We start from the raw sequence: 23,973 nt of genomic DNA, 5'->3' as shown, positions 1-23,973 counted from the left end.
TAAATGGCGCTGTCTCGTTATTGATAGAATGAATGCAATGCAGGCGAATTCGTTTGATTAAGAGGAGTGGTCTTCATGAAAACATTGTTGCAGGTTGATTTCCCCTTCGACGGACCTTTCGGGCAGGAAATGACAGATGCGATGAAGGATCTAGCCGAATCCATTGCTAAAGAGCCTGGGCTCATTTGGAAAGTTTGGACAGAAAACCCGGCCACGAAGGAAGCCGGGGGTATTTATCTGTTTGAAGATTCAGACAGCGCCCATAAATACCTGGAAATGCACACTGCTAGGCTCAAGAGTTTCGGTGTTCCTGTCGTGAATGCCAAAGTATTTCAGGTCAATGAAGCGCTCACAAAGATTGATCGCGGGCCGGTGTGACATTATGGCCTGATCAAGCAAAAAGAGATTGCTCGATAGGAGTCTTGCCGGACAGAGCACACATTAGCCGCAGTCGGGCTTTACGGGCATTCAGGTGAGGCGCCTTGAGTGCGCCCATAGAGACTTGCTCCGCCAGCGAACCTCGATATTCATAAACCTCTGCCACGCGGCCCCAATGGGTTGAGGATGTAACCACAACCGGTACTCCGGCGTTGATCGCAGCTTGCAGCGGTTCAACCCAATTTGGCGGGATATGACCACGGCCAATAGCGTCAATGACCAGACCTTGGGTGCCACTGGCTACCGAGGCTTCTAGCAGTGCCGGCGACGCGTCGATCGCGACCGGCAGAATGTCTACTCGCGGCAGCTGCTGGCCAGGTGTGATGGTGGAAGGGCGCTGCAGCCGATGGTTCAGGCGAACCTCATCGCCGTCGACGAAACCTAAAGGGCCAACTCCTGGCGAGCCGAAGCCATTGAGCTGATAGCTGCTGACTTTGCGCACAGAAGCGGCCGCATGTATTTCTTCATTGAACACTACGACCGTACCCGCACCTCGGGCTTCAGGGGCGTTCGCCACCTTTATAGCATCGCGAAGGTTGGGGCCCGCATCGGAACCGGGCGCATAAGGCACCCGTTGGGCACCGGTAACCACCAATGCGGTGTCGTTCAGATCCAGAGTGGTATCCAAAAAATAAGCCGTATCTTCCAGAGTGTCAGTCCCTTGTGACACAACTAATCCGGCAACCTCCGGACGCTCTGACAACTCCAAACACAGAGTTCTTAGCTGCAACAGATCGGCGGTGGTAATGGCATTGCTGGGTTTCTGGAAGAGCGTGATGACTTCAACCGGGCCATCGCTCTCGATCTTCAAGGTGTCCATTAGCTCTTTACCCGAAAGAGCACCAGCAATGGCACGCCCGGAACTGTCAGGAAGACTGGCAATAGTGCCACCCAGAGATATGAGTACGACGGTATTTTTCATGCTGCATCCTAATTTTTAATTGCTGTGTCAGCAGGTGCCAAGGCAAAGCAATCAGATGATGGTGATGATAAGTAGGATGGTACCCCCGGCAGGACTCGAACCTGCTACCTTCCCCTTAGGAGGGGGACGCTCTATCCAGATGAGCTACGGAGGCATTTCAGAAGAGGCGGTATAATAACGGGCATCAGCCCGTGGCTCAAGGGGCCACTGGCTGACGCTCGCGCAGCTGATTCAGAATAGATTGCTGATTGGATTCTCCTTTTGCCGTCAGCACCTTAAATGCTCGCTGCCGTTCAATCACCGCTTCTTCAAAGGTGCTGATCAGCTCGTCGAGTGAAACATCACGAATTGCGGCCGCCAGTTTTTCGCGGCTATCGAATTGGTCGTTTTCCCGGTCAATCTCCCGCCAATAGCGGCCAGATACATCGCCTAGCTGCCGGTCCCGAGCCATCATTTTGCTGATAACAGCCTGTTTTTCACGGTTCAGTTGCTCGGGCGACAGCTCGGCGAGTCTGAGTTTAAAGCGTTCAGCAAACCCGTTCACCGCACCGTCTATCTCTGCGCCACTGGCTTCCGGGGATTGGACAACCAGTCCCAGAGCCGGGGTTTCCAGAATCTCGAAGGCGGTGGCGTACACAATGTAGCCGAGTTGTTTGGTGGTTCTTATGTCTTCATAGAACGGGCTGCTGACGATCTGGGCCAATAGCCGGTAGCGGGCGCGTTCTTCGTAGGATCTATTCTTGCCTTGGAGGTACAAGGTATAGCCCGTGTCTGGGTGCTCTACGCTGAGCACCGCTTCGGTTTCGCCTGCAGGCAATTGCCGGACTCGGGAACGTGGAACTTGAACATGGTCACTGCTGTGAAGTACAACCGCATGCACCTGTTTCGCCAGATTCAGGGCCGTCGCTTCGGTCAGGTTGCCGTGAGCCAGCATCACAGGATCCATTGCTTTGGTGAAATCTGATCCAAACTGTATTAGTTCATCGAGAGTGACGGCTTTAGCGGCCGCGAGTTTTTCGCTGACAGGGAACGTACCGTTCAACAAGGCGGTTTGAATAAACTCGGAGGTCTGCTGAACCGGACGGTTTTTCGATTTGTTCTCAAGGCCATCGATCAACCGTTGGCGGGCAATGCGGAAACGTTGTTCGGTGATCATCGGGTCCGCGAATTCCAGCAGAATGCGATTCAGCAACTCGTGCAGTTTATCGTTGTATCCGCCCACCCGGATGGTGACACCGCGCAGGTGAGGGTACACGCTGTAATTAAGGCCTGCGAGTTGCGCGGAGTAAGCCCAGGCATTGAGGTTGGTTTTAATGGCATCGACCAGCAGTTGGGTCAGCACCGTGTTGCGGGCGGAGGCGCGGGCAATGGGGCTGCGCAGGCTGATGAATACATTGGCTTTAGGGGTGTTGAACCGGGTGTCACGGGCATACCATACACGCATGTCGCTAGAGCCGCTGAGCAGGACGGGATGAGGCATGCTATCCCCGGTAACCATATCCAGGTTCTCGGGGACAAGCGGGTTGGCGGGCGGCAAAGCCAGCTGATCGGCCAGCGTTTGATTGATGGCAGTTGGAGCCTGCAAGGGTTCTTGTTTCCAGGGCGTGTCATACCACTGGGTCAGCTTAGGGTCTTCCAGGTTTTGATCAGGCGCAGACACCATGACGGCCAGGTTGTCGGGTGTCAGGCGTTCCAGAATCGATTGATACTGCTCAGGTGCGTAGCGCTCCATTAAATAGGGTGCGCTCAGGATGTCTTGTGCCGGATAGTCCCGCAGCAGGCTGGATAAACGCATGGCTTCGCGAACGGGTTCGCCGCGTTCATGAAAGCGGAAGTCGATAAGCGCCAGTTGCTTCATCTCGTCAAAACGCTCTTGGCTGATGCCATTTGCTTTGATCAAGTCGATGTAGCGGAACACCAGAGCCAGAATGTAATCTTGATGTTTAAGCCCATCACGGGTAAGTGACATGCTGATGTTAAACGTGGCGTGGCTGCCGGTGTCCATGCCTAGCCCTGCTGACAGGGTTTCTACCAGGCCGGCGCGTTTGAGAACGTCGAATAGACTGCCTGGGCCTTCGTGGCCCAACAGATTGGCCACGTACGAGGCCGGTTTTGTGGCGTAGTTGGCCCGTTGCGAAGGGATCGGAAACGAAAGTGACAAGCTCCTGCTGTCTTTGAGTGTTTCAGCAAGAATGCGTTTCGGCAACTGTTCGGGGCTGTGAAGAGGTTCAGGGTGTTTGATCACTGCCAGCTTGCGGTTCGCTATGGCGTTGAAGCGCTGGGTCACCATGCGTTCAAGTTCGTCCAAAGACTGTGGTCCGTATACCGCCAGAGACATAACGTTCGCCGAATAATTTTCTTCCCAGAACCGGATGAGATCCGGGCGTAAGGGGTTTTCTTCGGTATTCTCCAGCGTGGTCAGGTTACCAACAGAGAATTTACTGAACGCGTGATCCGGGTTGCCGGCGGCCTTCCTGACGGACAGCAAGCGCCGTCCGTCCTCTTTCAGCTTGGCGCTGAATTCCGAATGCACGGCGTTACGTTCACGATCCACCAGTTCGGGTGTGAAGAGCGGGTGGGAGAACTGCTGAGCAAAGCGGTCGAGAGCGTCTTCCAGGAACTGGCTTTCAACATCGAAGAAATAGTTGGTGTTTTCAAATGCCGTGAAAGCATTGTGGCTGCCGCCATGACTACGAATAAATTGCTGATACTCGCCCGCTTCGGGGTACTTTTCGGTGCCCAGAAACAGCATATGCTCGAGGAAATGGGCCATGCCTTCGCGGTCACTCGGATCGTTACCACTTCCTACCGCCACGTTCAGTGACGCAGCGGCTTTATCCGCCTCTGCGTCTGACACCAGGATAACGCGCAACCCGTTGTCCAACTCCAGATATCGATAGCTATTGGGATCGTTAGGGCTTTTACGGGGCTCGGTGTCTGCAAGGGTGTATGAGCCAGGGAACAGACTGGCCAGTAAAAGCAACAACGGTGGCAATCGATACAAACGTCGGAACAGGGGGCGTTTAACGGTCATGGGGCCTCATCTAATCGGAGTTCGTTTGCTGGGGTTTAGTGCACTTGGCCGGTATTGGTGTTGTCGGGCTTTTGTGACAGTGTCTTTTTGGCAAGATCTGCAGCTTGGTCTGCATCCAGCTCGCCGGACGCAATGCGCTCGAGCACCGTAGCCATAATCGCAACGGACTGGCGGTAGTCAGCAAATTCTTTTTGGAATGCTTTGTCGATGGCCTTATAAACGGCTTCGATCTTTTCTTCTCTTGAGCCTTTGTCGGCGGCGGTATCGTTGATTGCCTTCAAGCAGGCCCGGGCAATGGCGATGTAACGTTCGGTGTTCGGATTGTCTTTCGGCATGGTTGGTTTGGTAAGCCTTGGTGTGAGTGGATGACTGTAAGAGACGCGCAAAGGCGTCGGAAGTTCCCGATTATCGCATTGCCAGCGGTTGGTTGCATTGCTCCGCGGTAAATTACGAATTTCGGCCCGTCAGCGTCGAATTCCTGTGCTAGTCTCAAGGGAAGTGTGTCGGATAGTCGGGCATGATTTCATTCGGGTTTTTGCCGGAACTAGAGTAAAGGCTCTAATAAAAACAAGGGGTTAAAGAGCAAAAGCTCTAATAAAGTTCGATACATGTAAGCTGCAGTTGAGTAGAATGCGTGCGTTCCATAACCGGACTACGACTTTGGTCGTAGTGATAGGTTGGGCGATATGACAACAAATAAGTAACACGTAGGACGGATCTTCTATGAATTATTTCCTTACAGGTGGCACCGGTTTCATCGGTCGTTTTTTGGTAGAAAAGCTGTTGGCCCGTGGTGGTACGGTGCATGTTCTGGTGAGGGAGCAGTCCCAGGGCAAGCTGGAAGAACTCCGCGAGCGACTGGGTGTCGACGATAGCCGGATCAAGGCGGTTGTTGGCGATCTGACCAGTAACAGTTTAGGTATCGATAGCGCTGCCATGGAAGCACTGGAAGGAAACGTTGACCACTTCTTCCACCTTGCCGCTGTGTACGACATGGGTGCAGATGAAGAAGCTCAGGCTGCCACCAATATTGAAGGTACCCGTGCCGCAGTGCAGGCCGCTGAAGCGATGGGTGCCAAGCGTTTCCATCACGTTTCGTCTATTGCAGCCGCTGGATTGTTCAAAGGCATCTTCCGTGAGGATATGTTCGAGGAAGCAGAAAAGCTCGACCATCCCTACCTGCGCACCAAGCACGAATCCGAGAAGGTGGTGCGCGAAGAGTGCAAGGTACCGTTCCGAATTTACCGTCCGGGTATGGTGATCGGCCATTCCAAAACCGGTGAAATGGATAAGATTGACGGGCCCTACTACTTCTTCAAGATGATCCAGAAGATCCGTCATGCCTTGCCTCAGTGGGTGCCGACTATTGGTTTGGAAGGTGGCCGGCTTAACATTGTGCCGGTAGATTTCGTGGTTGATGCCATGGATCACATTGCGCATCTGGATGGCGAAGACGGAAACTGTTTCCACCTGGTGGATTCGGATCCGTACAAAGTGGGTGAGATTCTTAACATCTTCTCCGAAGCGGGCCATGCGCCGCGTATGGGTATGCGCATCGACTCCCGGATGTTTGGATTCATTCCTCCGTTCATCCGGCAGAGTGTGAAAAATCTGCCGCCGGTTAAACGCATTACCGGGGCGCTTCTGGATGATCTGGGCATTCCGGCTTCTGTGATGTCCTTTGTTAATTATCCGACCCGGTTCGATACCCGTGAGCTGGAGCGTGTGCTGAAGGGCACCGACATCGAAGTACCGCGTCTGCCAAGCTACGCGGCCGTGATCTGGGATTTCTGGGAGCGTAATCTTGACCCCGACCTGTTCAAGGATCGCACCCTGAAGGGCACGGTAGAAGGTAAGGTTTGTGTGGTTACTGGGGCAACCTCGGGTATCGGTCTGGCGACCGCCGAGAAGCTGGCAGAAGCTGGCGCTATTCTGGTTATCGGTGCCCGAACCAAAGAAACATTGGACGAAGTTGCGGCACAGCTTGAAGCTAGTGGCGGCAATGTACACGCTTACCAGTGCGACTTCTCCGATATGGAAGATTGCGATCGTTTCGTCAAAACGGTTCTGGACAACCACGGGCATGTGGACGTGCTGGTCAACAACGCCGGCCGTTCGATTCGTCGATCTCTGTCGCTGGCGTTCGACCGCTTCCACGACTTCGAGCGCACCATGCAGCTGAACTACTTCGGTTCTGTGCGGCTGATCATGGGCTTTGCGCCCGCTATGTTGGAGCGTCGTCGTGGCCACGTGGTGAACATTTCATCCATCGGTGTGCTGACTAACGCGCCTCGCTTCTCGGCGTACGTCGCCTCTAAGTCGGCGCTGGATGCGTTCAGTCGTTGTGCGGCTGCAGAGTGGTCGGATCGTAACGTGACCTTTACCACCATCAACATGCCGTTGGTGAAAACGCCGATGATTGCACCGACCAAGATTTACGATTCGGTGCCAACCCTGACACCCGAAGAAGCGGCAGACATGGTGGCCGACGCCATCGTGCATCGTCCGAAGCGAATTGCGACGCGTTTGGGTGTGTTCGCCTCGGTACTGCACTCGCTGGCACCGAAAGTGGGTGAAATCGTTATGAACACAGGTTATCGGATGTTCCCGGACTCAGCCTCGGCTGCGGGCACCAAGACAACCGAAAAGCCTAAAGTGTCTACCGAGCAGGTTGCGTTTGCGGCCATCATGCGCGGCATTCACTGGTAAGCTGAATTGCAGTGCTACAAAAAACCCGCCTTGTGCGGGTTTTTTGTTGGCTTTAAAAAGCGTCATTCAAGATTATTCGTCGTTACTCGGTACCGGGGGTGGCGGAAAGCCTCCCAGCTCTTGCCAGCGGTTCACAATGCCGCAGAACAGATCCGCGGTTTTCTCTGCGTCGTAAGCAGCGGAGTGGGCTTCTTTATTATCAAACGGAATTCCGGCCAGTTTGCACGCTTGAGCCAGCACGGTATGGCCATAGGCCAGCCCCGCTAGGGTGGCGGTATCAAACGTTGAAAACGGATGGAAAGGGTTGCGCTTGATGTCGGCGCGCATGGCGGCAGCAAACACAAAGTTGTGGTCGAAGGTGGCGTTATGGCCAACCAGCACGGCGCGTTTGCAGTCGAAAGCTTTGACCGCTTTGCGGATCGGGGAGAAAATCTCGCTCATGCCTTCGCGCTCCGGAACCGCTTCACGCTCGGGGTCCCACGGGTCGATGCCGGTGAAGTCCAAAGCCGACTGCTCCAGATTGGCGCCCTCGAACGGATCGATTTGCTGAAGATGGGTCTCGCCACGGTGTAGCTTGCCGTCTTCATCCATGGTCAGCATGACGGCTGCGATTTCCAGCAGGGCGTCTCTTTCCGGGTTAAAGCCGGCAGTTTCGACATCCACCACGACGGGCAGAAAGCCTCGAAAACGCTGGGACATAGGGTGAAGCGGTTTGTTTTCGTCAGACACGCGAACTCCAATGTTCGTGTTGTAAATTAAAAGATGATTAAGCCATGCGCCAGTGAACGGTCTCACCAGCTTTGAGCGGCACGATGGTACCGTCTGCCAGTGGCAATTGCTCTGGCATGGTCCAGGGATCGCGCACCAGAGTAATGGTGTCGGTATTCCTGGGTAAGCCGTAGAAGTCCGCACCGTTGAAGCTGGCGAAAGCTTCCAGCTTGTCCAGAATGCCGAGCTCTTCAAAGATGTCGGCGTACAAGCCGATGGCGCCGTAAGCGGAATAGCAGCCGGCACAGCCGCACGCAGCTTCCTTCTTGTCTCGGGCGTGAGGCGCCGAATCGGTACCAAGGAAGAAACGGGAGTCGCCGCTGGCCACGGCTTCACGCAGGGCTTCCTGGTGCTTGTTGCGCTTGAGGATGGGCAAGCAGTACAAGTGCGGACGAATGCCGCCAACCAGCATGTGGTTGCGGTTATACATCAGGTGTTGGGGGGTCAGTGTAGCGGCGAGGTTGTCACCGGTATGACCACGCACAAACTCGGCCGAATCCGCTGTGGTGATGTGCTCCAGTACCACTTTCAGGGTCGGGAAGGCATCCAGTGTAGGTGCCAGTACCCGTTCCAGAAACACTTTTTCCCGATCGAAAATGTCGATGTCAGCATCGGTGACTTCGCCGTGAACCAGCAACAACATGCCGCATTCCGCTATGGCTTCCAGTACCGGGTAGATATTACGAATGTCAGTAACACCTGAAGCGGAGTTGGTGGTGGCGCCGGCCGGATAGAGTTTTGCGGCTACAACACCCGCGGCTTTGGCTTCGCGGATGGTTTCCGGTGTGGTGCTCTCGGTTAGATAGAGCACCATTAAAGGTTCAAAATTCGTGCCCTTTGCTGCGGACAGAATCCTTTCCCTATAGCCGGTTGCGGCTGCCGCATCGGTGACCGGTGGTACCAGGTTTGGCATGATGATGGCGCGGCCGAAACACGCGGCTGTCGCCGGTACAACACTGTTTAATACGTCACCATCCCGGACGTGCAAATGCCAGTCGTCCGGGCGGGTGATGGTCAGTTGTTTGGTCATGAGTATTCGCCAGGCAGCTCTGAAAATTTCGCAAATTATATCAGAAGGCCGGCACGAATGTTTTCGATCTGAATGTGTTTCTGGGGCTCAAGTATTGGCTACGCCGGCCGATACTCAATAAGTCAATGAGTTTACGTGAGTCGGGGCGTTTCTATGAGGAAGTTAAAACGCAGGTCTGGAAACGAGGGGGGCACTGCGATTGCGGGCGCGCTCCTGTTGTGGACATGCGCGTCTCCGGCTCTGGCAGCCAGTTATGGTGCCGGTATCGAGAACAGCCAGTGGTATCTGTCGGAATCGGTGTTTGAGTGCTCGTTGGTGCAGGAAGTGCCGGGGTTCGGGCGAGCCGTTTTCAGCCATCGAGCCGGAGAAGATCTCGCGTTCCACCTTGAATCCACGGTCGCACTGATGAAACCGGGCAGAGGCCAGCTTGTGGTGGAGGCTCCTGTTTGGCGCCCGGGTGTGGCGCCGAGATCGGTTGGCCCGGTGAGCGTATCGGACGGGCAACGCTCGGTCAGTATTGGTGCCAGAGAAGCGAACATCATGGCTCAAGGTTTGCTTCAGGGTATGCAGCCAACGCTTACCCGGGTATCCCGTTACGCTCAGGAGCCCGTGAGAGTTTCGCTGTCGAATGTGAATTTTTCCGCGCCCTTTTCGGGTTATTTGCAGTGTGTTTCGGGGCTGTTGCCGGTCAATTATGACCAGATTCGCCGCTCCCGCGTGCCCTTTGCCAGCGGTGGGGCCGAGTTGTCTGAGGCAGATCGAACGCTGCTGGACAACATCGTGACCTACGTAAGGGCGGACTCCACGATCGAGCGTGTTTTAGTGGATGGCCACTCGGACAGTATAGGCAGCCGAATTGACAACCGCGCTCTGTCTGAAGAGCGGGCGAACGTGGTTGCAGAGTATTTGAAAGCCCAGGGGCTTGACGAAGAATTGCTGGTTGTTCGCAGTCACGGCGATCAGTTTCCCGTGTCGCGTCGCCACCGAGACAATCGCAGGGTTACGATTCGCTTGCAGCGCCAGGGCGAGCGTCCTGAACTTCAGCAGGCAAGCGGAAGCGGCGCCAGTTTTTCCGGCTAAACTCTGATCCCCTTAGTAGACCGCGTCCAATACCTCGAGGTGGGCAGTCACGCTTTCACCGAGTGCCCTTAGATGATAGCCGCCTTCCAGCGTTGAGATCACCCGGTCGTTGGCGTGATCACTGGCGACACTCACGATCATTTCCGTCAGCCAGCGGTAATCTTCGGTTTCCAGATTCATTTCTGCCATAGGGTCTAGCCTGTGGCCATCAAAGCCTGCGGATACCAGCACCAATTGCGGCCGAAAATCCTGAAGCTTTTTCAACCAGGTTGCTTCTACCCGTTTGCGGTATTCTGCGGACGAGCAATTCGCTTCGATCGGCGCATTGATGATGTTGTCGGGTTGGCGGTGTACATGACTGTGAGGATACAGCGGGTGCTGGAAGCTAGAGCACATCATAATACGCTCGTCGCCACCCACGATGTCGGCGGTTCCATTGCCTTGGTGAACATCAAAATCGATGATGGCAACCCGTTCTAGCTGATGGAAATTCAGTGCCCTTAACGCCGCCAAAGCAATGTTGTTATAGAAGCAAAAACCCATGGATTTCGTGCGTTCAGCATGATGTCCGGGGGGCCTTGCACAAATAAACGCGTTGGTCACCTGACTGCTCATGACCATATCAACGGCTTGCACGTTTCCACCGGCGGCCAATCTGGCGGCTCTCAAGGTGTCTGGCATCAGCGAGGTGTCTGGGTCGGTAAACACCCGGCCCCGAGTGGGCGCCATCAGGTCGAGCTGCTGCAAGTAGGACTCGGGATGGACCATCAGCAGCTGATCACGGGTGATTTCTTCCGGTCGCACCCAATCGAGCTTTTGCTGGAGTTCGGTCTCGGCAATGTGTGCCAGAATGCTCTGAATACGTTCGGGGCTCTCCGGATGTTCGGAGCCCATGTTGTGTTTCAGGCAATCTTCGTGGGAAAAAAAGGCGGTGGTCATACTGAGGGTCCGAGCCTGAGTCTGGTTACTATTTGTGTCATGTTAACAAGGATGTGGAGTGGATGTGGGCTACTTTCGTCTAATAGGTCGTGGCTTATCGATGGGTATACCCGATTTACATCAGGAAATACCGATCTAAGATAAGGTATACATTGATAAGTAACCTGTTTTATTGAGATTCTTATCTACGTCGCCATCATCTGGTTCAGGGAGAGTCCTCTTGAGTACCCGTTATCTGGAAAGTCTGTTCAACCCTGAATCGATCGCTGTGATCGGTGCCTCCGAGCGGGCGGACAACCTGGGCGGTATGGTGCTGCGGAACATGTTAGGTGGCGGCTTCCCGGGTCGTATGGTGGTGGTCAACCAGAACGATTATGACAACGTTCATGGTGTGCCATGTGTTGCCAAAGTGTCGCAGCTGGATTTCACCCCTGATCTGGCCATTGTGTGTACGCCGCCTCATACCGTCCCCAAAATGATTCGTAAGCTTGGCGAAAGCGGGGTGCGCACAGCCATCGTGATGACCGGTGGTATGTCTCGTACCCACAGTAAAACCGGTCAGCCATTGATGTATTCGGTCCGTGATGCGGCAAGAGAAACCGGGATACGGGTATTGGGGCCAAACACCATCGGCCTGATGGTGCCGGCTAGGCACTTGAACGCCACGTACGCTCACATGGGGGCCATCCCCGGCCGGGTGGCTTTTATCGGCCAGTCAGGCACGATCGCCAGTTCCGTTCTCGATTGGGCGTTTGCCCGCGGTGTGGGGTTCTCTTACTTCCTGACACTGGGCGATGGCATGGACATCGACCACGACGACCTGATCGATTACCTCGCACAGGACAGCCAAACCCGCGCCATTCTGTTGCACATCGAAAGCATTCCTAATCCTCGCCGGTTCATGTCGGCCGTTCGGGTGGCGTCGCGGACCAAACCGGTGATTGCGGTTAAATCCGGTCGGGTACCGGAATCGGAGTGGATTCCTCATGACCTTCCGGCCGGCGTGTCTCACAGCGATCCTATTTACGATGCGATGCTGCAGCGTGGCGGTGTGCTTCGGGTTGATGGGCTAGGGCAGATGTTTGATGCGTTGGAAACCCTCACCCGTATGCGGCCTTTAAGGCGCGAATCCCTGGCGATTATCGCGAATGGTGTGGGCCCCGGAGTACTGGCGGTTGACCGGCTGTCTCACCTGGGCGGGGAGCTGGCTGAACTGTCGGATGCAACCATTGAAGAGTTGGGTAAGTTGTTACCCCCCTATTGGACTCGGAAAAACCCCATCGATTTGAACTACGATGCCTCGCCGGAACTGTACGCCAAAGCGGTCAAAATCCTCGCGAAAGACCCGAACATTGCAAACGTGCTGGTGATGTACGCACCCACTCTGGTTCAGGACAGCCTTCAAATTGCAGATGCTGTGGTACAGGCATCGAAAGGTACGCGGCTCAATATTTTCACCTGTTGGTTAGGTCAAAGTACGGTGATGGACGCCCGTGATGAGTTTTACCGTGCCGGCTTACCCTCGTTCTTCAATCCGGAAAAAGCCGTCAATGCATTCATGCAGCATGTAAAGCATCAGCGAGTGCAGCGGCTATTGAGTGAGACACCGGAATCGTTCACTGACCACTTTGCGGACAGGGCGAACACGCGTTCGCTGGTGGCCAAGGCGCTCCGTGATGGCCGAAAGCATCTTTCCAGTCGCGAAGCGCGTCAGGTGATTCGGGACTATGGCATCAACGCGATAGAAACCGTGTACTGCGATGATGTTGAAGAAGTGCTGGAAATTTTCGCGGTGGAGCGGCGTCCGATTGATCTGACCATCGTACATGAGCAGGTCTGTTACCCGTTTCTCGATCTGACGCCGACGCAGCGTCGCTACAAAGGTACCATCAAAAACCTGAACAGCGAGCAGGCCATCATCGATGGCAGCCGGTTTCTGATTGATGAGTATGAGGAGCACTTTCCCAATAGTGGATTCTTGGGATTTGCGATGCAGCATTCCTATCAACACGTGGGCGGCATAGAGTTTAGTGTGGGGATCACTCGGGACGAAGTGTTTGGTCCATTGGTGGTGTGCGGCGCCGCGGGCGCTCAGATCAACATTACCACCGATCGCCAGATCGCATTGCCGCCCTTGAACATGGTGCTGGCTAGAGAGCTTCTACGCCGGACTTATATGTACAAGTTGTTGAAAGAGCACAGCTTGCGGCCCCAGGAAGACATACGGGCGGTGTCCGAAACGCTGGTGAAGCTATCACAGATCGTCATCGATATTCCGGAAATTCGAGGGTTGGAAATTTCACCTCTGTTGTTTAACGAGCAGGGGGCTGTTGCCGTCAGTATCGCGGTTGATCTGGATGACAAGCCAAGTCGGCCGATTATTCAGGCTTACCCGCGGGAGCTCGAAGAATGGATTGTGTTGCCCAAGTCTGGCCGACGAGTAATCATTCGCCCCGTTCTGGCTCAGGATGAGCCGTCGCACCGGGCTTTCCACGAATACCAGTCGCCAGAATCGATCCGCTACCGTTTCTTCCAGTATCGCAAGCATTTCTCCCGCGAAGACGTTGCTCAGATGGTGCAGATCGATTATGACCGGGAGATGGTGTTCATTGCCAATACAAAAAAAGAGAACGGCGAGGGTGAGGAAACGCTCGGCACGGTGCGCGTATGGACCGATGCCGATAACCTTCGCAGCGAGTTCGCGGTCATGGTTGATGACCGAATGAAAGGCGAGGGATTGGGCGTAGCGTTGATGCAGAAAATGATTGAATACTGCCGAAGCCGGGGCACGATGGAGATGGTCGGGGATGTGTTGCCCGAAAACCGGCCGATGCTCCAGCTGGCTGAACATCTTGGGTTTGATATCAAGTTTAACCCTGTGGAAGAGGTGATGGACTTGAGGTTGGTGCTGAATGAGCCCGAAAAGGACTGGCAAAAAGAAAGGCTGAATAAGCGGGGGGGCTAACCCCCCGCCGGTTTCAGGTGTTTGTCGATTAGTCTTCGACAATGGCGGAGCGGTCTTCACCGCCAAGGGCTTCCAGCAGACCGGGAATCATGCGTGACAGTTCCAGCGTCATGATGGTAAAGGCTGCATCGAACTTGGCCACGGCATCGTCTACGTCGACGTCGTCCAGTTGTTCCTGCAGTGTCTCCCCGAACTTCAAACGGCGAATGCTTAGCTCCTCATCAAGCACCAGATGTACGTTGTTGTCCCAGGTGACAGCCAGTTTGGTGACTTGCATGCCTGTTTCCAGGTGATTACGGATCTCGTCGGCCTTCAGATCCAGACCTTTACAACGAACAACACCGCCGTCTTCGGACGGGTCTTTCAATTCGCATTCATTGCCTAATTCAATCGTGGCGGGAAGGTCGACGGTTTCGGTCAGCCAGCCGGTAAAGGTAAACGCGGGTGCCTGCTCAACCACCGGTGGCCGCACGGGCAATGACCCCAGGGTCTTCCTGAGCGTGGAAGCCAGGTCTTCGGCTTGCTTGGCGGAACCGGCATCGACCACCAATACGCCGTCTTTCGGCGCCAGATAGGCGTAGCAGCGGCGATTGCGGGAAAACGCCTGTGGCAGCATTTCCAGCATCACTTGTTCTTTGATTTCGTCTTTTTCTTTACGGCGAACCTTCCGGCTCTGTTCCACTTCAATGGCCTCAGCACGCTCTTCTACGGCTTCTTTGACCACCGGGCCGGGTAAGATCTTTTCTTCTTTACGCAGGGCAATCAGGTGATAGCCATTGGCGCTGTGTACCAGCAACTCGCCGTGCTTGCCCAGTGGAGGAACCCACCCCTGACGCATGGTTTCTTGTGGGCCGCAGGGCTTGAACGCATCGGCCTGCAGCTTTTCTTCCAAGGCTTCGGCCGTAATGTCGAAGGGTTTGGTAAAACGGAAAACTCGGGCGTTACGAAACCACATGGGGTTTATGTCCTTGCTGTTTGATTGGGGCATTTCTGAAAAGGGAAGGGATGATACGGCTACCGGCGGGCAGCCGTAAAGTTACCGGCAGCGCATGTTTAGATTTGCAGGATTTCAACCAGTACGGTTTTAACGATAAAGCCAACAACACCCGCACCCAACACGGTGAATAGTGCAATGGTACCGAATTTGCCAGCCTGGGATTTTTTGGCAAGATCCCAGACAATAAAACCCATCCAGCCAATAAGACCCGTCAGAAGCACCGCCATGGCGATCTGGGAAAAAACAGCTTCGTTCATGTTTGCTCCGATATCAACAGAAATGTACGAGTGAAAATCTTGGTTTAACCTTGTTCGTCACGCAGGAAAACCCAGTTGTTTTTATCGGATTGTTCTTCACTGAAGTAATAGCCATCGAGGTCAAAGCCTTTGAGATCTTCGGCTTGCGTGATGCGGTTTTGAATGGCGTAGCGGCACATCAGGCCGCGCGCTTTTTTGGCGTAAAAACTGATGATCTTGTATTTGCCGTTCTTGAAGTCTTTAAACTGAGGCGTGATCAACTGGCCCTTCAGATTCTTCTTCTGGATACTCTTAAAATACTCATTGGATGCGAGATTTACGAGAACCTGATCGTCTTTCTCCAGCAGTATGTTCACGGCCGATGTTAACTTGTCGCCCCAGAACGCATAAAGATCTTTGCCGCGTTGATTCTCGAACTTGGTGCCCATTTCAAGCCGGTACGGCTGCATCAGGTCCAACGGTTTGAGCAAGCCGTAGAGGCCAGAAAGCATACGCAGGTGCTTTTGCGCAAAGATGAAGTCGTCTTGGCTGAAGCTTTCCGCATCCAGACCAGTGTAAACATCACCTTTAAACGCCAGAATGGCTTGGCGTGCGTTCTCCGGCGTAAAGGGGGTGTGCCAGTTGCGGAATCTGTCAGCGTTGAGCTGGCCCAGCTTGTCACTGATGCTCATCAGGTTGCTGACCTGATGCGGTTCCAGTTCCTTCAGTTGATCAATCAGCTCGCACGCATCGTCCAGGTAGTCCGGTTGGGAATAGGTTTCCGTAGCCAGAGGGCTTTCATAGTCCAGAGTTTTGGCGGGGGAGATGACCATCAACATAGTAGCGGATCCTTTATTGCAAAAACGTGAGTAGCTGGTCTTGAGTAAAGGGCCAGCCAAGTTCCGTGCCCGTGTCTTGTCGGCGCAGAACCGGAATGCGCGTGCCGTAACGCTCAACCAGTGCTTCGGATTGGGCGATGTCCACCACATCCACGGGTATCGGCTCCGGCATAGGGGTATTAACCAGGAGTGCTTCGGCCAGTTCGCACAGGTGACAGTTGGACGTGGTGTAGAAGATCAGTTCCATCAGTTTTTCGGTTGTGCGTCAATTTGCTGGCCAGTCACACCTTCGCTGTCTTTACCCATCAGGTAGAGGTAAATAGGCATAAGCTGCTCGGGTTCCGGGTTTTTCTTTGGGTCTTCCGCCGGGTAGGCAAGCACTCGCATTCCTGTGCGGGTCGCTCCCGGATTCAGGCTGTTCACGCGAATGTTGTTGCGTTCATCGTCCAGCTCATCGGCCAGCAATTGCGAAAGCCCTTCAATGGCGAACTTGGAAACCGCATAGGCTCCCCAGTAAGCGCGCGCTTGGCGGCCGACACCGGATGAGGTGAAGATCATGGACGCAGCATCGGATTGCCGGAGCAAAGGGATCATGGCCCGGCTAAGCATGAACGGTGCCGTGGCGTTAACCTGCATGACCTTGTTCCAGGTTTCCGGATCGTACAGTTCTACCGGACTGCGTGCACCGAGAATGCCGGCATTATGGAGCAATCCGTCAAGCCGCCCGAAGTTTTCTTCGATGGTCATAGCCAGCTCTTCGTAGTCTTTCATGGCGGCGCCTTCGAAGTTCATCGGCACCAACGCGGGCTGCGGGTGACCGGCGGCTTCGATCTCGTCGTACACTTCTTCCAGTCGGGACAGGGTACGACCTACCAGAATGACGGTGGCACCGTGAGCCGCGTAAGCTTTTGCCGCCGCGCGGCCTATGCCACTGCCAGCTCCGGTAACCATGACAATGCGGTCTTTTAGAAGATCGGCGGGTGCCTGGTAATCATGCATAAGCTGTCTCCGATATCTGGCCAAATCCGACCACGCTCTGGTCGGGCAATAAAATAATTTGAGGGCTATTGTAACAGCTTTGCCAAGTCGCTGACGGTGTCGGCGATGGCATCGGCTTGCCACAGATCAACCGTTTCCGGTTCTTCAATGTAGCCGTATCTTACGGCAATGGTGTACATGCCTGCGTTGCGACCGGCCTCGATGTCACGTACGTGATCGCCAACGTAGATAGCCTGTTCCGGGGCAGCGTTAATTTCTTTGCAGGCCAGAAACATGGGTTCCGGGTGAGGTTTGCGCTCGCTCACGTGATCGGGGCAGATCAGTGTCGCGCAACGTTCCTGTAAGCCCAGCGCCTCGATCAGAGGGGCAGCAAAGCGCACAGGCTTATTGGTAACGATGCCCCAGGGGATACCTTTGGCTTCGAGTTCGAGCAGCAGTTCGTTCATACCGTCAAATAACGTGGTTTCTACCGCTACGCCCGCTTCGTAGAGATCCAGGAACGCTGTGTGTTTATCCAGATAGCCGTCATGCTCGGGCTCAAGATTAAAACCAAGGCGAACCATAGCGCGGGCGCCATTAGAGACGGATCGGCGAATATACTCTGCCGGCAACGGCTCCAGATCGTGTTGCAGGCGCAACTGGTTCAGGCAGCGAATGAAGTCCGGTGCGGTATCAATCAGCGTGCCGTCCAGATCAAAAAGTACCGCGGACGGTTTGTGTTCAGTCTTCACGGATATCCTTGGCGTGCATCAGGTAATTGACGTCCACATCACGGCCGAGTTTGTAGCTCTTGGTGATGGGGTTGTAGGTCATGCCGGTGAGCTCCCGGATGTCCAGGCCGGCTTGGCGCAGATAATCGGACATCTCTGAAGGACGGATAAATTTGTTCCATTCGTGGGTGCCCCGAGGCAGCATTTTCATGATGTATTCGGCGCCGACAATCGCGAACAGGAACGATTTGGGATTCCGGTTGATGGTGGATACAAACAAATGACCACCCGGGCGCAGCATAGCGGCGCAGGATTGAATCACCGAAGCGGGGTTCGGGACGTGTTCGAGCATTTCGAGACAGGTGACAGCGTCGTACTGGCCGGCGTGCTCTGGATCCCTGGCCAGATCTTCGATGGTGGTCTGGCGGTAGTCCACTTTCACGCCGGATTCCAAACCGTGCAATTTGGCGACCTGCAGAGGCGCCTCGCCCATATCGACGCCGGTTACGTGAGCGCCACGGAGTGCCATGCCTTCGGATAACAAACCGCCGCCGCAGCCCACGTCCAGAACGCGTTTTCCGGCAAGCGACACCCGCTCGTCAATGAAGTTCAGGCGCAATGGGTTGATGTCATGCAGTGGTTTGAATTCGCTGGTGGGGTCCCACCAGCGACTGGCGAGGGCCTCAAACTTGGCGATCTCGTTTTGATCTACATTCTGGTTGCTCATGCTTGCCCCTGAGAAAATTTAACTGAGAATATGTTTTTGCCAATCGCGAACCCGCAGCATCAGGTCCGGGACATCAATTCGGGTTAAACGGCCATCCTGCAATTGAGGCACGCCGTGAATCCAGCTGTGGCTAACGGCACGTCCATGGTTGCTGTAAACGAGATGCGAAGCCGGGTCGTAAACGGGCTGGATGAACGGATCACTGAGGTCAACGGCGATCAGATCAGCCAGCTTGCCCGCCACAAGAGATCCGAGCTCTTCTTCACGGCCGAGGGCCCGAGCACCATTCAGAGTGGCCATTTCCAGAGCCTTGTGAGCCGACAGGGCAGTGGCGTCGTCGGCAACGACTTTGGCCAACATCGCTGCGGTTTTCAGCTCGCCAAACAGGTCCAGATCGTTGTTGCTGGCTGCGCCATCGGTTCCGATGGTGACGTTCACGCCTTGGTTGATCAAGGTTTGAACCGGGCACATGCCACTGGCGAGCTTTAAATTAGACTCGGGGCAGTGAACGATGTGGCCACCGGTGTTCGCCAGCAGTTCCAGATCGGCTTCATTGAGCTGAGTCATGTGCACGTATTGGCTGTTCTTACTCAGCACGCCGAGTTCCGCCATGCGAGCAACCGGCCGTTTCCCCGTTAATTTTAGGGCTTCATCTACTTCAAACGCGGTTTCGTGCAGGTGCATCTGAATGGCAGCGCCGGTTTGTCGAGACAGCTCGACGGCGGTCGTTAAAGGCTGATCGGAAACGGTGTACGGTGCATGGGGCCCAATGGCGGGCATGACAAATTCATCGTCTTGCCACTGAGCAATCAGGTCGGCACCTTTTGCCAGATACTCGTCCGGACCGGAACCCCACATGGTGGGCATGTCCATCAACGGGAAACACACCTGCGCGCGCATGCCAGTGTCATGAGCAGCCTGGGCGGTGGCTTCCGGGAAAAAGTACATGTCGGAAAAGGTGGTGGTGCCGGTGCGTAGCATTTCAGCCATCGCCAGTCGGCTGCCATCCAGAACAAACTGCTCGCAGACAAACTGTCCTTCGGCGGGCCAGATGTGTTCGTTCAGCCACGTCATCAGAGGCAGGTCGTCGGCCATGCCGCGGAACAGTGACATGGCGGTGTGGCCATGCAGGTTGATCAAGCCGGGAAGGACAACGTGATTCGGAAGATCAATAGTCTCCCGTGTGCGAAATTTTTGGTCTGCATCCGCTTGGGGCAGCACGGCCGCAATCCGGCTCCCTTGCAGTATGACGGCCTGATGTTCCAGTACAACGCCAAAAGGTTCAATCGGAATCAGCCAGCGGGCGTTGATCCGGGTATCGGCTGCGATGATGGTATTTGCCGTCATTAACCTGCCTTGGAGGGTCGGGGGCACAGAGTCTGTATGCCGGGAAATTCAACTGGGAAGTATAGCGAGCCGCTACCGGCAGAACTACCCCGCTTGTGGTGCCAATGACGGTATAAACATACACTCAACGCGCTATACTGCGCTTTTCAGGCGCGCAACCGGAGTCAATGATGGCACATTCCACACACCAACGATCTATAGGTACACAGCCGGTTCGCTGGCACGGCGATAGTCTAGAGCTTTTGGATCAACGGTTATTGCCGACCGAGGAGCATTGGATTACGGCGGAAGGCGCGTCGGCGGTTGCTCAATGCATCACCGATATGGTGGTCCGGGGCGCACCGGCTATCGGGATCAGTGCTGCATACGGTGTGGCTCTGGCTGCTCGTCATGCCGGCGGCAGCGCGAATTGGCAGGCTGAAGTAGGCCAGGCGATTGACCAGTTAGCGCAATCCCGGCCGACAGCGGTGAATTTGTTTTGGGCGCTGAAGCGTATGGAAACGGTCTTTCTGGAGTGTTCGGCATTGGACGAGGCGGTCGAGCGGTTGGCCGCGGAGGCGGTTCTGATTCATCGAGAAGACATTGCCGCGAATTTGGCCATGGCGGATCATGCGCTCGAAGTCATGAATCCCGAGCAGGCAATAGGGGTGTTAACCCACTGCAACACCGGGGCCTTGGCAACCGGAGGCTACGGCACGGCGCTTGGCGTTATTCGCCGCCTGCACGAGCGCAACCTGCTGGGGCAGGTGTATGCGGATGAAACCCGACCCTGGCTTCAGGGTAGCCGTCTGACCGCTTGGGAACTTAGCCGCGACGAGATCCCGGTGACCCTGAACGCCGACGGTGCAGCCGCAGCCATTCTTGCCAGTGGTAAGGTCCGCTGGGTGGTGGTTGGGGCAGATCGGATTACCGCCAACGGAGATGTGGCCAACAAGATTGGCACCTATAGCCTCGCTGTCCTGGCCCGCTACCACGGTGTCGGTTTTATGGTGGTTGCGCCGTCCAGCACGGTGGATATGACGTTACGGGAAGGCGCGCAGATCCCCATTGAAGAGCGTGAAGGAACCGAGGTGCGAGAAATTCGCGGGATTCCGTTGGCACCAGCTGGTGTGGACGTGTTCAATCCGGTATTCGATGTGACACCGGCCAATCTGATTGACGCAATCGTGACGGAAAAAGGAGCGGTTCTGAAACCGGATGTTGCCGGTATGAAAGCGTTATTTGCCTGATGACGGTTCCGAACCGTCGGAATCACGGGGCTGAAGGCCAGCTTTCAGTTCCGCCACTTCCATTTCTTGCTGTTCGATAAAGTGCATCGACATTTCAAAGCTGTTTCGAGTGAATTCCAGTACCTTCTTGAAGCCTTCATCCGATAGGCTTCGGGCGTTGTCATGACGGCGGAAGATGTTGATGAACTCCCGTTCTCGTTCGAACTGCAGCGGAATACGGCCAATGCCCCAATCGTTCAATATTTGCCAGACTTCGGGGTTGTAGTTCCGGGTAGTGCGCATGATGAAAGGGATGGGGTCGTTGCGGGCAACCAGTGCCGCAAACCGCAAGATCAGCTCGAAGGACAGGGTGGCGGTGCCGTTTTCGATGGCTTCCAGCAGAGACTTGTCTTTAAGGTTTAGCGCCTCGCTCATTTCGGAAAGTGTCAGACCGGCCACTTCCCGAATGTCTTTCAGGGATTGGCCTGTGGCCAGCATCGCCCTAAGTTGATCCTGCGAATTGACCAGTACCCGGCCTACTTTAAGCGACGTATCGGTGGCACGGGCACCGAGTTTGAGTGCCGAGCCTGTAAAGCCGACGATGCGGTCCAGAATCCGGTCGGACGATTTGCCTCGCCCGTCCGGGGTTGGCGCCAGGCTCTCGGCTTCTTCCATGGAGCGCATGGCGTGCAGGGCATCCAGCAGCATGCTCTGGAACACCTGAGCCTTTTTATAGCTGTCTCGCTGACCTCCGGAAGGAGCCTTGTCGGGCATGACTTCAGGGTACCTCTGTTTTGGCTGCAAACTGGGTGGGCGCGAGGATGGAGGCCATGCGCTGATCTAATTCCAGCAAATCCGCCATGATGTGGCCGCCCTCGCGAATGACAAAATCCAGCTCGTCGTCGGTATTGTCGGGATCTGCCACTTGCGCGTCCTGCCAGTCTTCGAGTTCTTCCAGCGTTTCGAACGGGGCTTCTCCGCGAAGCTCACGACGCGCGTTGGCGATGGTCAAACGTGTGCTTTCGATCTGATTGTGGTGTGCTGTCCGCTCGTCCAGATTGAGACTGACGTAATCAATCTGGCGCTGCTGGGTCAGGAAGTCGATTTCCTTTTGCAGCAAGCTGAACTCGGGGCTGGCATTGAACCGGTCGTCGTGCCGCGTCCGAAGCTCATCGATAATGCCGCTGAAATCGAAGTAACGGGTATGAGGCACGGCCTCGATCTGGTCCCAGGGCAGGGCGTGGTCGAGGGCATCTTCACCGATTCTCGATTTGTCGATGCGGGAAGGGATCTCGATATCAGGAATCACGCCCTTGTGCTGGGTGGATCCACCGGACACCCGGTAGAACTTGGACTGGGTGATTTTAAGCTGGCCGTGATTAAGTGGCCGAACAGCCTGAACGGTGCCTTTGCCGAAGGTTTGCGAGCCAACCACCAGGCCGCGACCGTAGTCCTGAATGGCACCGGCAAAAATTTCAGATGCTGAGGCGCTCATGCGGTTTACCAGAACCACCAGCGGGCCATCATAGGAAACGGTCGGATCTCTGTCGTCCAATACCTGAACGTCGTTGTTGGCGTTGCGAATTTGCACCGTTGGCCCTTTATCAATGAACAAGCCCACGAGGTCGTTGGCTTCGTGCAGTGCGCCTCCGCCGTTGTTGCGCAAGTCCATCACAATGCCATCAACACCGTCCTGTTTCAGTTCATCAATCAGTTTGCGAACGTCTCGGGTGGTGCTCTTGTAGTTCGGGTCGCCTGCTTGCATGGCCTGGAAGTCGGCGTAAAAGGTCGGAATGGTGATCACGCCAATGTTGTAGGTGGCACCACTACGGTCCAATTGAATGATGTCTTTACTGGCACTTTGTTCTTCCAGCTTGACCTCATCACGACTGATGGCGATGCTGCGGGTGATGGTTTCATCCGAGGCGTTCGCCGGAATAACTTCCAACGTCACGATGGAATTGCGCGGGCCGCGGATAAGGTCAACCACTTCATCAAGACGCCAGCCAATCACGTTCACCGGCTTCTCATCTTCCTGAGTAACGGAAACGATGCGGTCTGCAGGCTGAAGCTGGCCTTGTTTGGAGGCCGGGCCACCCGGAACCAGCCGAACCACTTTGGTGTATTCGTTATCGGATTGCAGAACCGCGCCGATCCCTTCCAGCGACAGGCTCATGTTGATGTTGAAGTTTTCCGAGGTGCGCGGAGAAAAGTACGAGGTGTGCGGGTCCCACATGCCGGTAAAGGCGTTCATGTAGGCCTGGAAGGCGTCTTCGCTGCGAGCTTGATAGGCCCGCTTGAGCTGACCTTCGTAGCGGCGCAACAAGGTTTCTTCAATAGCCTCGTCGTCGGCGCCATTAAGGCGCTGTGCCAATACGGCGTTTTTGATGCGTTTGATCCAGAGCTTGTCCAAGGCTGCTTTGTCGGCCTCCCATGGAGCTTCTGATCGGTCAACACGAATCTTTTCGTCGGTGCTGAAATCGAGTTCGGATACGCCGGCGCTGATGATCTCTTTGGCAAATTTCAGGCGCTCGATAATGCGCTGTTGAACCAGATTGTAGATGTCGAAACCGGGTTGTAGCTGCCCGGTTTTTAGCGCGGAACCCAATCGGCCTTTTACTCTGCTTAACGCGTCAATATCTTGTTGTGTAAGGTAAACGCGCTGGCTGTCGAGGTAGTTCAGGTAGGCATCAAAGACATCGCCGGAGAGTTCATCGCTGATGCCGAGGTCGCGGAAATGCGTGAACTGCAACTGGCGGGCAATAAGAATATTGGCCCGGGCCTGATCAATGGTGGGGGAAACCGGTTGATAGCTTGCTGGTTCTTCAATCTTTGCGTGTAGTCCGGACAAGCCGGGAACAAGCAAAGCAAGGCCTAACGCGGCACTCAGTCCGGCAACTTTCAGAAGGGAGGACCGGTGGTTACGCGTAACGGCTTTTTCCGCAATGGTCATATAAACATACCTGGCGATACTGGGTTGTTTTATGCCTGCCGAGTAAATTGGCAGTGTTATTACCCGTGATTA

Annotated in this window: 21 protein-coding genes and 1 tRNA gene; 5 read left to right on the top strand and 17 right to left on the bottom strand. The window is 55.0% G+C overall.

Features of this window, described 5'->3' with window-relative positions:
* The first annotated feature begins 75 nt into the window (after positions 1-75).
* Positions 76-378 carry a monooxygenase gene (locus Q9245_RS15610; protein ID WP_305898022.1) on the top strand — a complete coding sequence of 101 codons (303 nt, stop codon included), beginning with the start codon at positions 76-78 and terminating at the stop codon, positions 376-378.
* Between the two features lie 13 nt (positions 379-391).
* On the opposite strand, the gene Q9245_RS15605 is transcribed toward Q9245_RS15610, so the two are convergent.
* The 4 genes from Q9245_RS15605 to Q9245_RS15590 all read right to left on the bottom strand — a co-directional run bounded on the left by Q9245_RS15605 (position 392) and on the right by Q9245_RS15590 (position 4,729).
* Positions 392-1,360, bottom strand: a complete 969-nt coding sequence (locus Q9245_RS15605; RefSeq protein WP_305898021.1) for an asparaginase — start codon at positions 1,358-1,360, stop codon at positions 392-394.
* Positions 1,361-1,437: 77 nt separating this feature from the next.
* Positions 1,438-1,514: transfer RNA gene (locus Q9245_RS15600), tRNA-Arg, on the bottom strand.
* A gap of 42 nt (positions 1,515-1,556) precedes the next feature.
* Positions 1,557-4,394, bottom strand: a complete 2,838-nt coding sequence (locus Q9245_RS15595; RefSeq protein WP_305898020.1) for an insulinase family protein — start codon at positions 4,392-4,394, stop codon at positions 1,557-1,559.
* A gap of 35 nt (positions 4,395-4,429) precedes the next feature.
* On the bottom strand, positions 4,430-4,729 hold the full coding sequence (locus Q9245_RS15590) for a hypothetical protein (RefSeq protein WP_305898019.1): 300 nt from the start codon (positions 4,727-4,729) through the stop codon (positions 4,430-4,432).
* Between the two features lie 388 nt (positions 4,730-5,117).
* Here Q9245_RS15590 and Q9245_RS15585 point away from each other — a divergent pair, with 388 nt between their 5' ends.
* Positions 5,118-7,103: an SDR family oxidoreductase gene (locus tag Q9245_RS15585; protein ID WP_305898018.1), complete on the top strand. Its 1,986-nt coding sequence runs from the start codon at positions 5,118-5,120 to the stop codon at positions 7,101-7,103.
* A gap of 72 nt (positions 7,104-7,175) precedes the next feature.
* Here the strand turns inward: Q9245_RS15585 and rnt are convergent, their stop codons facing one another.
* On the bottom strand, positions 7,176-7,832 hold the full coding sequence (rnt, locus tag Q9245_RS15580) for a ribonuclease T (RefSeq protein ID WP_247065101.1): 657 nt from the start codon (positions 7,830-7,832) through the stop codon (positions 7,176-7,178).
* A 37-nt stretch (positions 7,833-7,869) separates the two neighbouring features.
* The gene (gene pyrC, locus Q9245_RS15575; protein ID WP_305898017.1) at positions 7,870-8,901 is read right to left on the bottom strand and encodes a dihydroorotase; all 1,032 of its coding nucleotides are present in this window, start codon (positions 8,899-8,901) and stop codon (positions 7,870-7,872) included.
* Positions 8,902-9,054: 153 nt separating this feature from the next.
* Here pyrC and Q9245_RS15570 point away from each other — a divergent pair, with 153 nt between their 5' ends.
* Complete coding sequence (locus Q9245_RS15570; RefSeq protein ID WP_305898016.1) at positions 9,055-9,981, top strand: OmpA family protein; 927 nt, start codon at positions 9,055-9,057, stop codon at positions 9,979-9,981.
* A gap of 12 nt (positions 9,982-9,993) precedes the next feature.
* Here the strand turns inward: Q9245_RS15570 and Q9245_RS15565 are convergent, their stop codons facing one another.
* Positions 9,994-10,920, bottom strand: coding sequence for a histone deacetylase family protein (locus Q9245_RS15565; RefSeq protein ID WP_305898015.1), 927 nt, complete (start codon positions 10,918-10,920; stop codon positions 9,994-9,996).
* Between the two features lie 220 nt (positions 10,921-11,140).
* Between Q9245_RS15565 and Q9245_RS15560 the strand changes: the two genes are divergently transcribed.
* Positions 11,141-13,885, top strand: a complete 2,745-nt coding sequence (locus Q9245_RS15560) for a GNAT family N-acetyltransferase (RefSeq protein WP_305898014.1) — start codon at positions 11,141-11,143, stop codon at positions 13,883-13,885.
* Between the two features lie 28 nt (positions 13,886-13,913).
* On the opposite strand, the gene rdgC is transcribed toward Q9245_RS15560, so the two are convergent.
* The 8 genes from rdgC to Q9245_RS15520 all read right to left on the bottom strand — a co-directional run bounded on the left by rdgC (position 13,914) and on the right by Q9245_RS15520 (position 19,740).
* Positions 13,914-14,840, bottom strand: coding sequence for a recombination-associated protein RdgC (rdgC, locus tag Q9245_RS15555; RefSeq protein WP_305898013.1), 927 nt, complete (start codon positions 14,838-14,840; stop codon positions 13,914-13,916).
* A 98-nt stretch (positions 14,841-14,938) separates the two neighbouring features.
* The gene (locus Q9245_RS15550) at positions 14,939-15,139 is read right to left on the bottom strand and encodes a DUF2788 domain-containing protein (RefSeq protein WP_199008091.1); all 201 of its coding nucleotides are present in this window, start codon (positions 15,137-15,139) and stop codon (positions 14,939-14,941) included.
* A 44-nt stretch (positions 15,140-15,183) separates the two neighbouring features.
* Entirely contained in the window at positions 15,184-15,957 is a 774-nt protein-coding gene (gene yaaA / locus Q9245_RS15545) for a peroxide stress protein YaaA (protein WP_305898012.1), read from the bottom strand.
* 13 nt (positions 15,958-15,970) lie between these two features.
* Positions 15,971-16,204: a glutaredoxin family protein gene (locus Q9245_RS15540; protein ID WP_305898011.1), complete on the bottom strand. Its 234-nt coding sequence runs from the start codon at positions 16,202-16,204 to the stop codon at positions 15,971-15,973.
* Positions 16,204-16,956, bottom strand: coding sequence for a YciK family oxidoreductase (locus Q9245_RS15535; RefSeq protein WP_305898010.1), 753 nt, complete (start codon positions 16,954-16,956; stop codon positions 16,204-16,206). Before Q9245_RS15535 ends, Q9245_RS15540 begins: the two co-directional genes overlap by 1 nt.
* Before the next feature lie 65 nt (positions 16,957-17,021).
* Entirely contained in the window at positions 17,022-17,687 is a 666-nt protein-coding gene (locus Q9245_RS15530; protein WP_305898009.1) for an HAD family hydrolase, read from the bottom strand.
* Positions 17,677-18,393 (bottom strand): bifunctional 2-polyprenyl-6-hydroxyphenol methylase/3-demethylubiquinol 3-O-methyltransferase UbiG, encoded by a 717-nt coding sequence (gene ubiG / locus Q9245_RS15525; RefSeq protein WP_305898008.1) that lies wholly within the window; start codon positions 18,391-18,393, stop codon positions 17,677-17,679. The genes Q9245_RS15530 and ubiG overlap by 11 nt, the downstream gene beginning before the upstream one ends.
* Positions 18,394-18,411: 18 nt before the next feature.
* Positions 18,412-19,740 carry a TRZ/ATZ family hydrolase gene (locus tag Q9245_RS15520; RefSeq protein WP_305898007.1) on the bottom strand — a complete coding sequence of 443 codons (1,329 nt, stop codon included), beginning with the start codon at positions 19,738-19,740 and terminating at the stop codon, positions 18,412-18,414.
* Between the two features lie 170 nt (positions 19,741-19,910).
* Between Q9245_RS15520 and mtnA the strand changes: the two genes are divergently transcribed.
* Positions 19,911-20,969 (top strand): S-methyl-5-thioribose-1-phosphate isomerase, encoded by a 1,059-nt coding sequence (mtnA, locus tag Q9245_RS15515; protein ID WP_305898006.1) that lies wholly within the window; start codon positions 19,911-19,913, stop codon positions 20,967-20,969.
* Here the strand turns inward: mtnA and Q9245_RS15510 are convergent.
* Both Q9245_RS15510 and Q9245_RS15505 read right to left on the bottom strand, forming a co-directional pair.
* Positions 20,958-21,722, bottom strand: coding sequence for a helix-turn-helix transcriptional regulator (locus Q9245_RS15510; RefSeq protein ID WP_305898005.1), 765 nt, complete (start codon positions 21,720-21,722; stop codon positions 20,958-20,960). The genes mtnA and Q9245_RS15510 overlap by 12 nt on opposite strands.
* Before the next feature lie 4 nt (positions 21,723-21,726).
* Positions 21,727-23,901, bottom strand: coding sequence for a carboxy terminal-processing peptidase (locus tag Q9245_RS15505; RefSeq protein ID WP_305898004.1), 2,175 nt, complete (start codon positions 23,899-23,901; stop codon positions 21,727-21,729).
* Positions 23,902-23,973 lie beyond the last annotated feature (72 nt).

The sequence above is a fragment of the Marinobacter sp. MDS2 genome (assembly GCF_030718085.1).
In the GTDB taxonomy this organism is placed as follows: Bacteria; Pseudomonadota; Gammaproteobacteria; order Pseudomonadales; family Oleiphilaceae; genus Marinobacter.
Note: the sequence above shows the minus strand (reverse complement) of the source record. Positions and strands in the feature narration are given on the sequence as shown.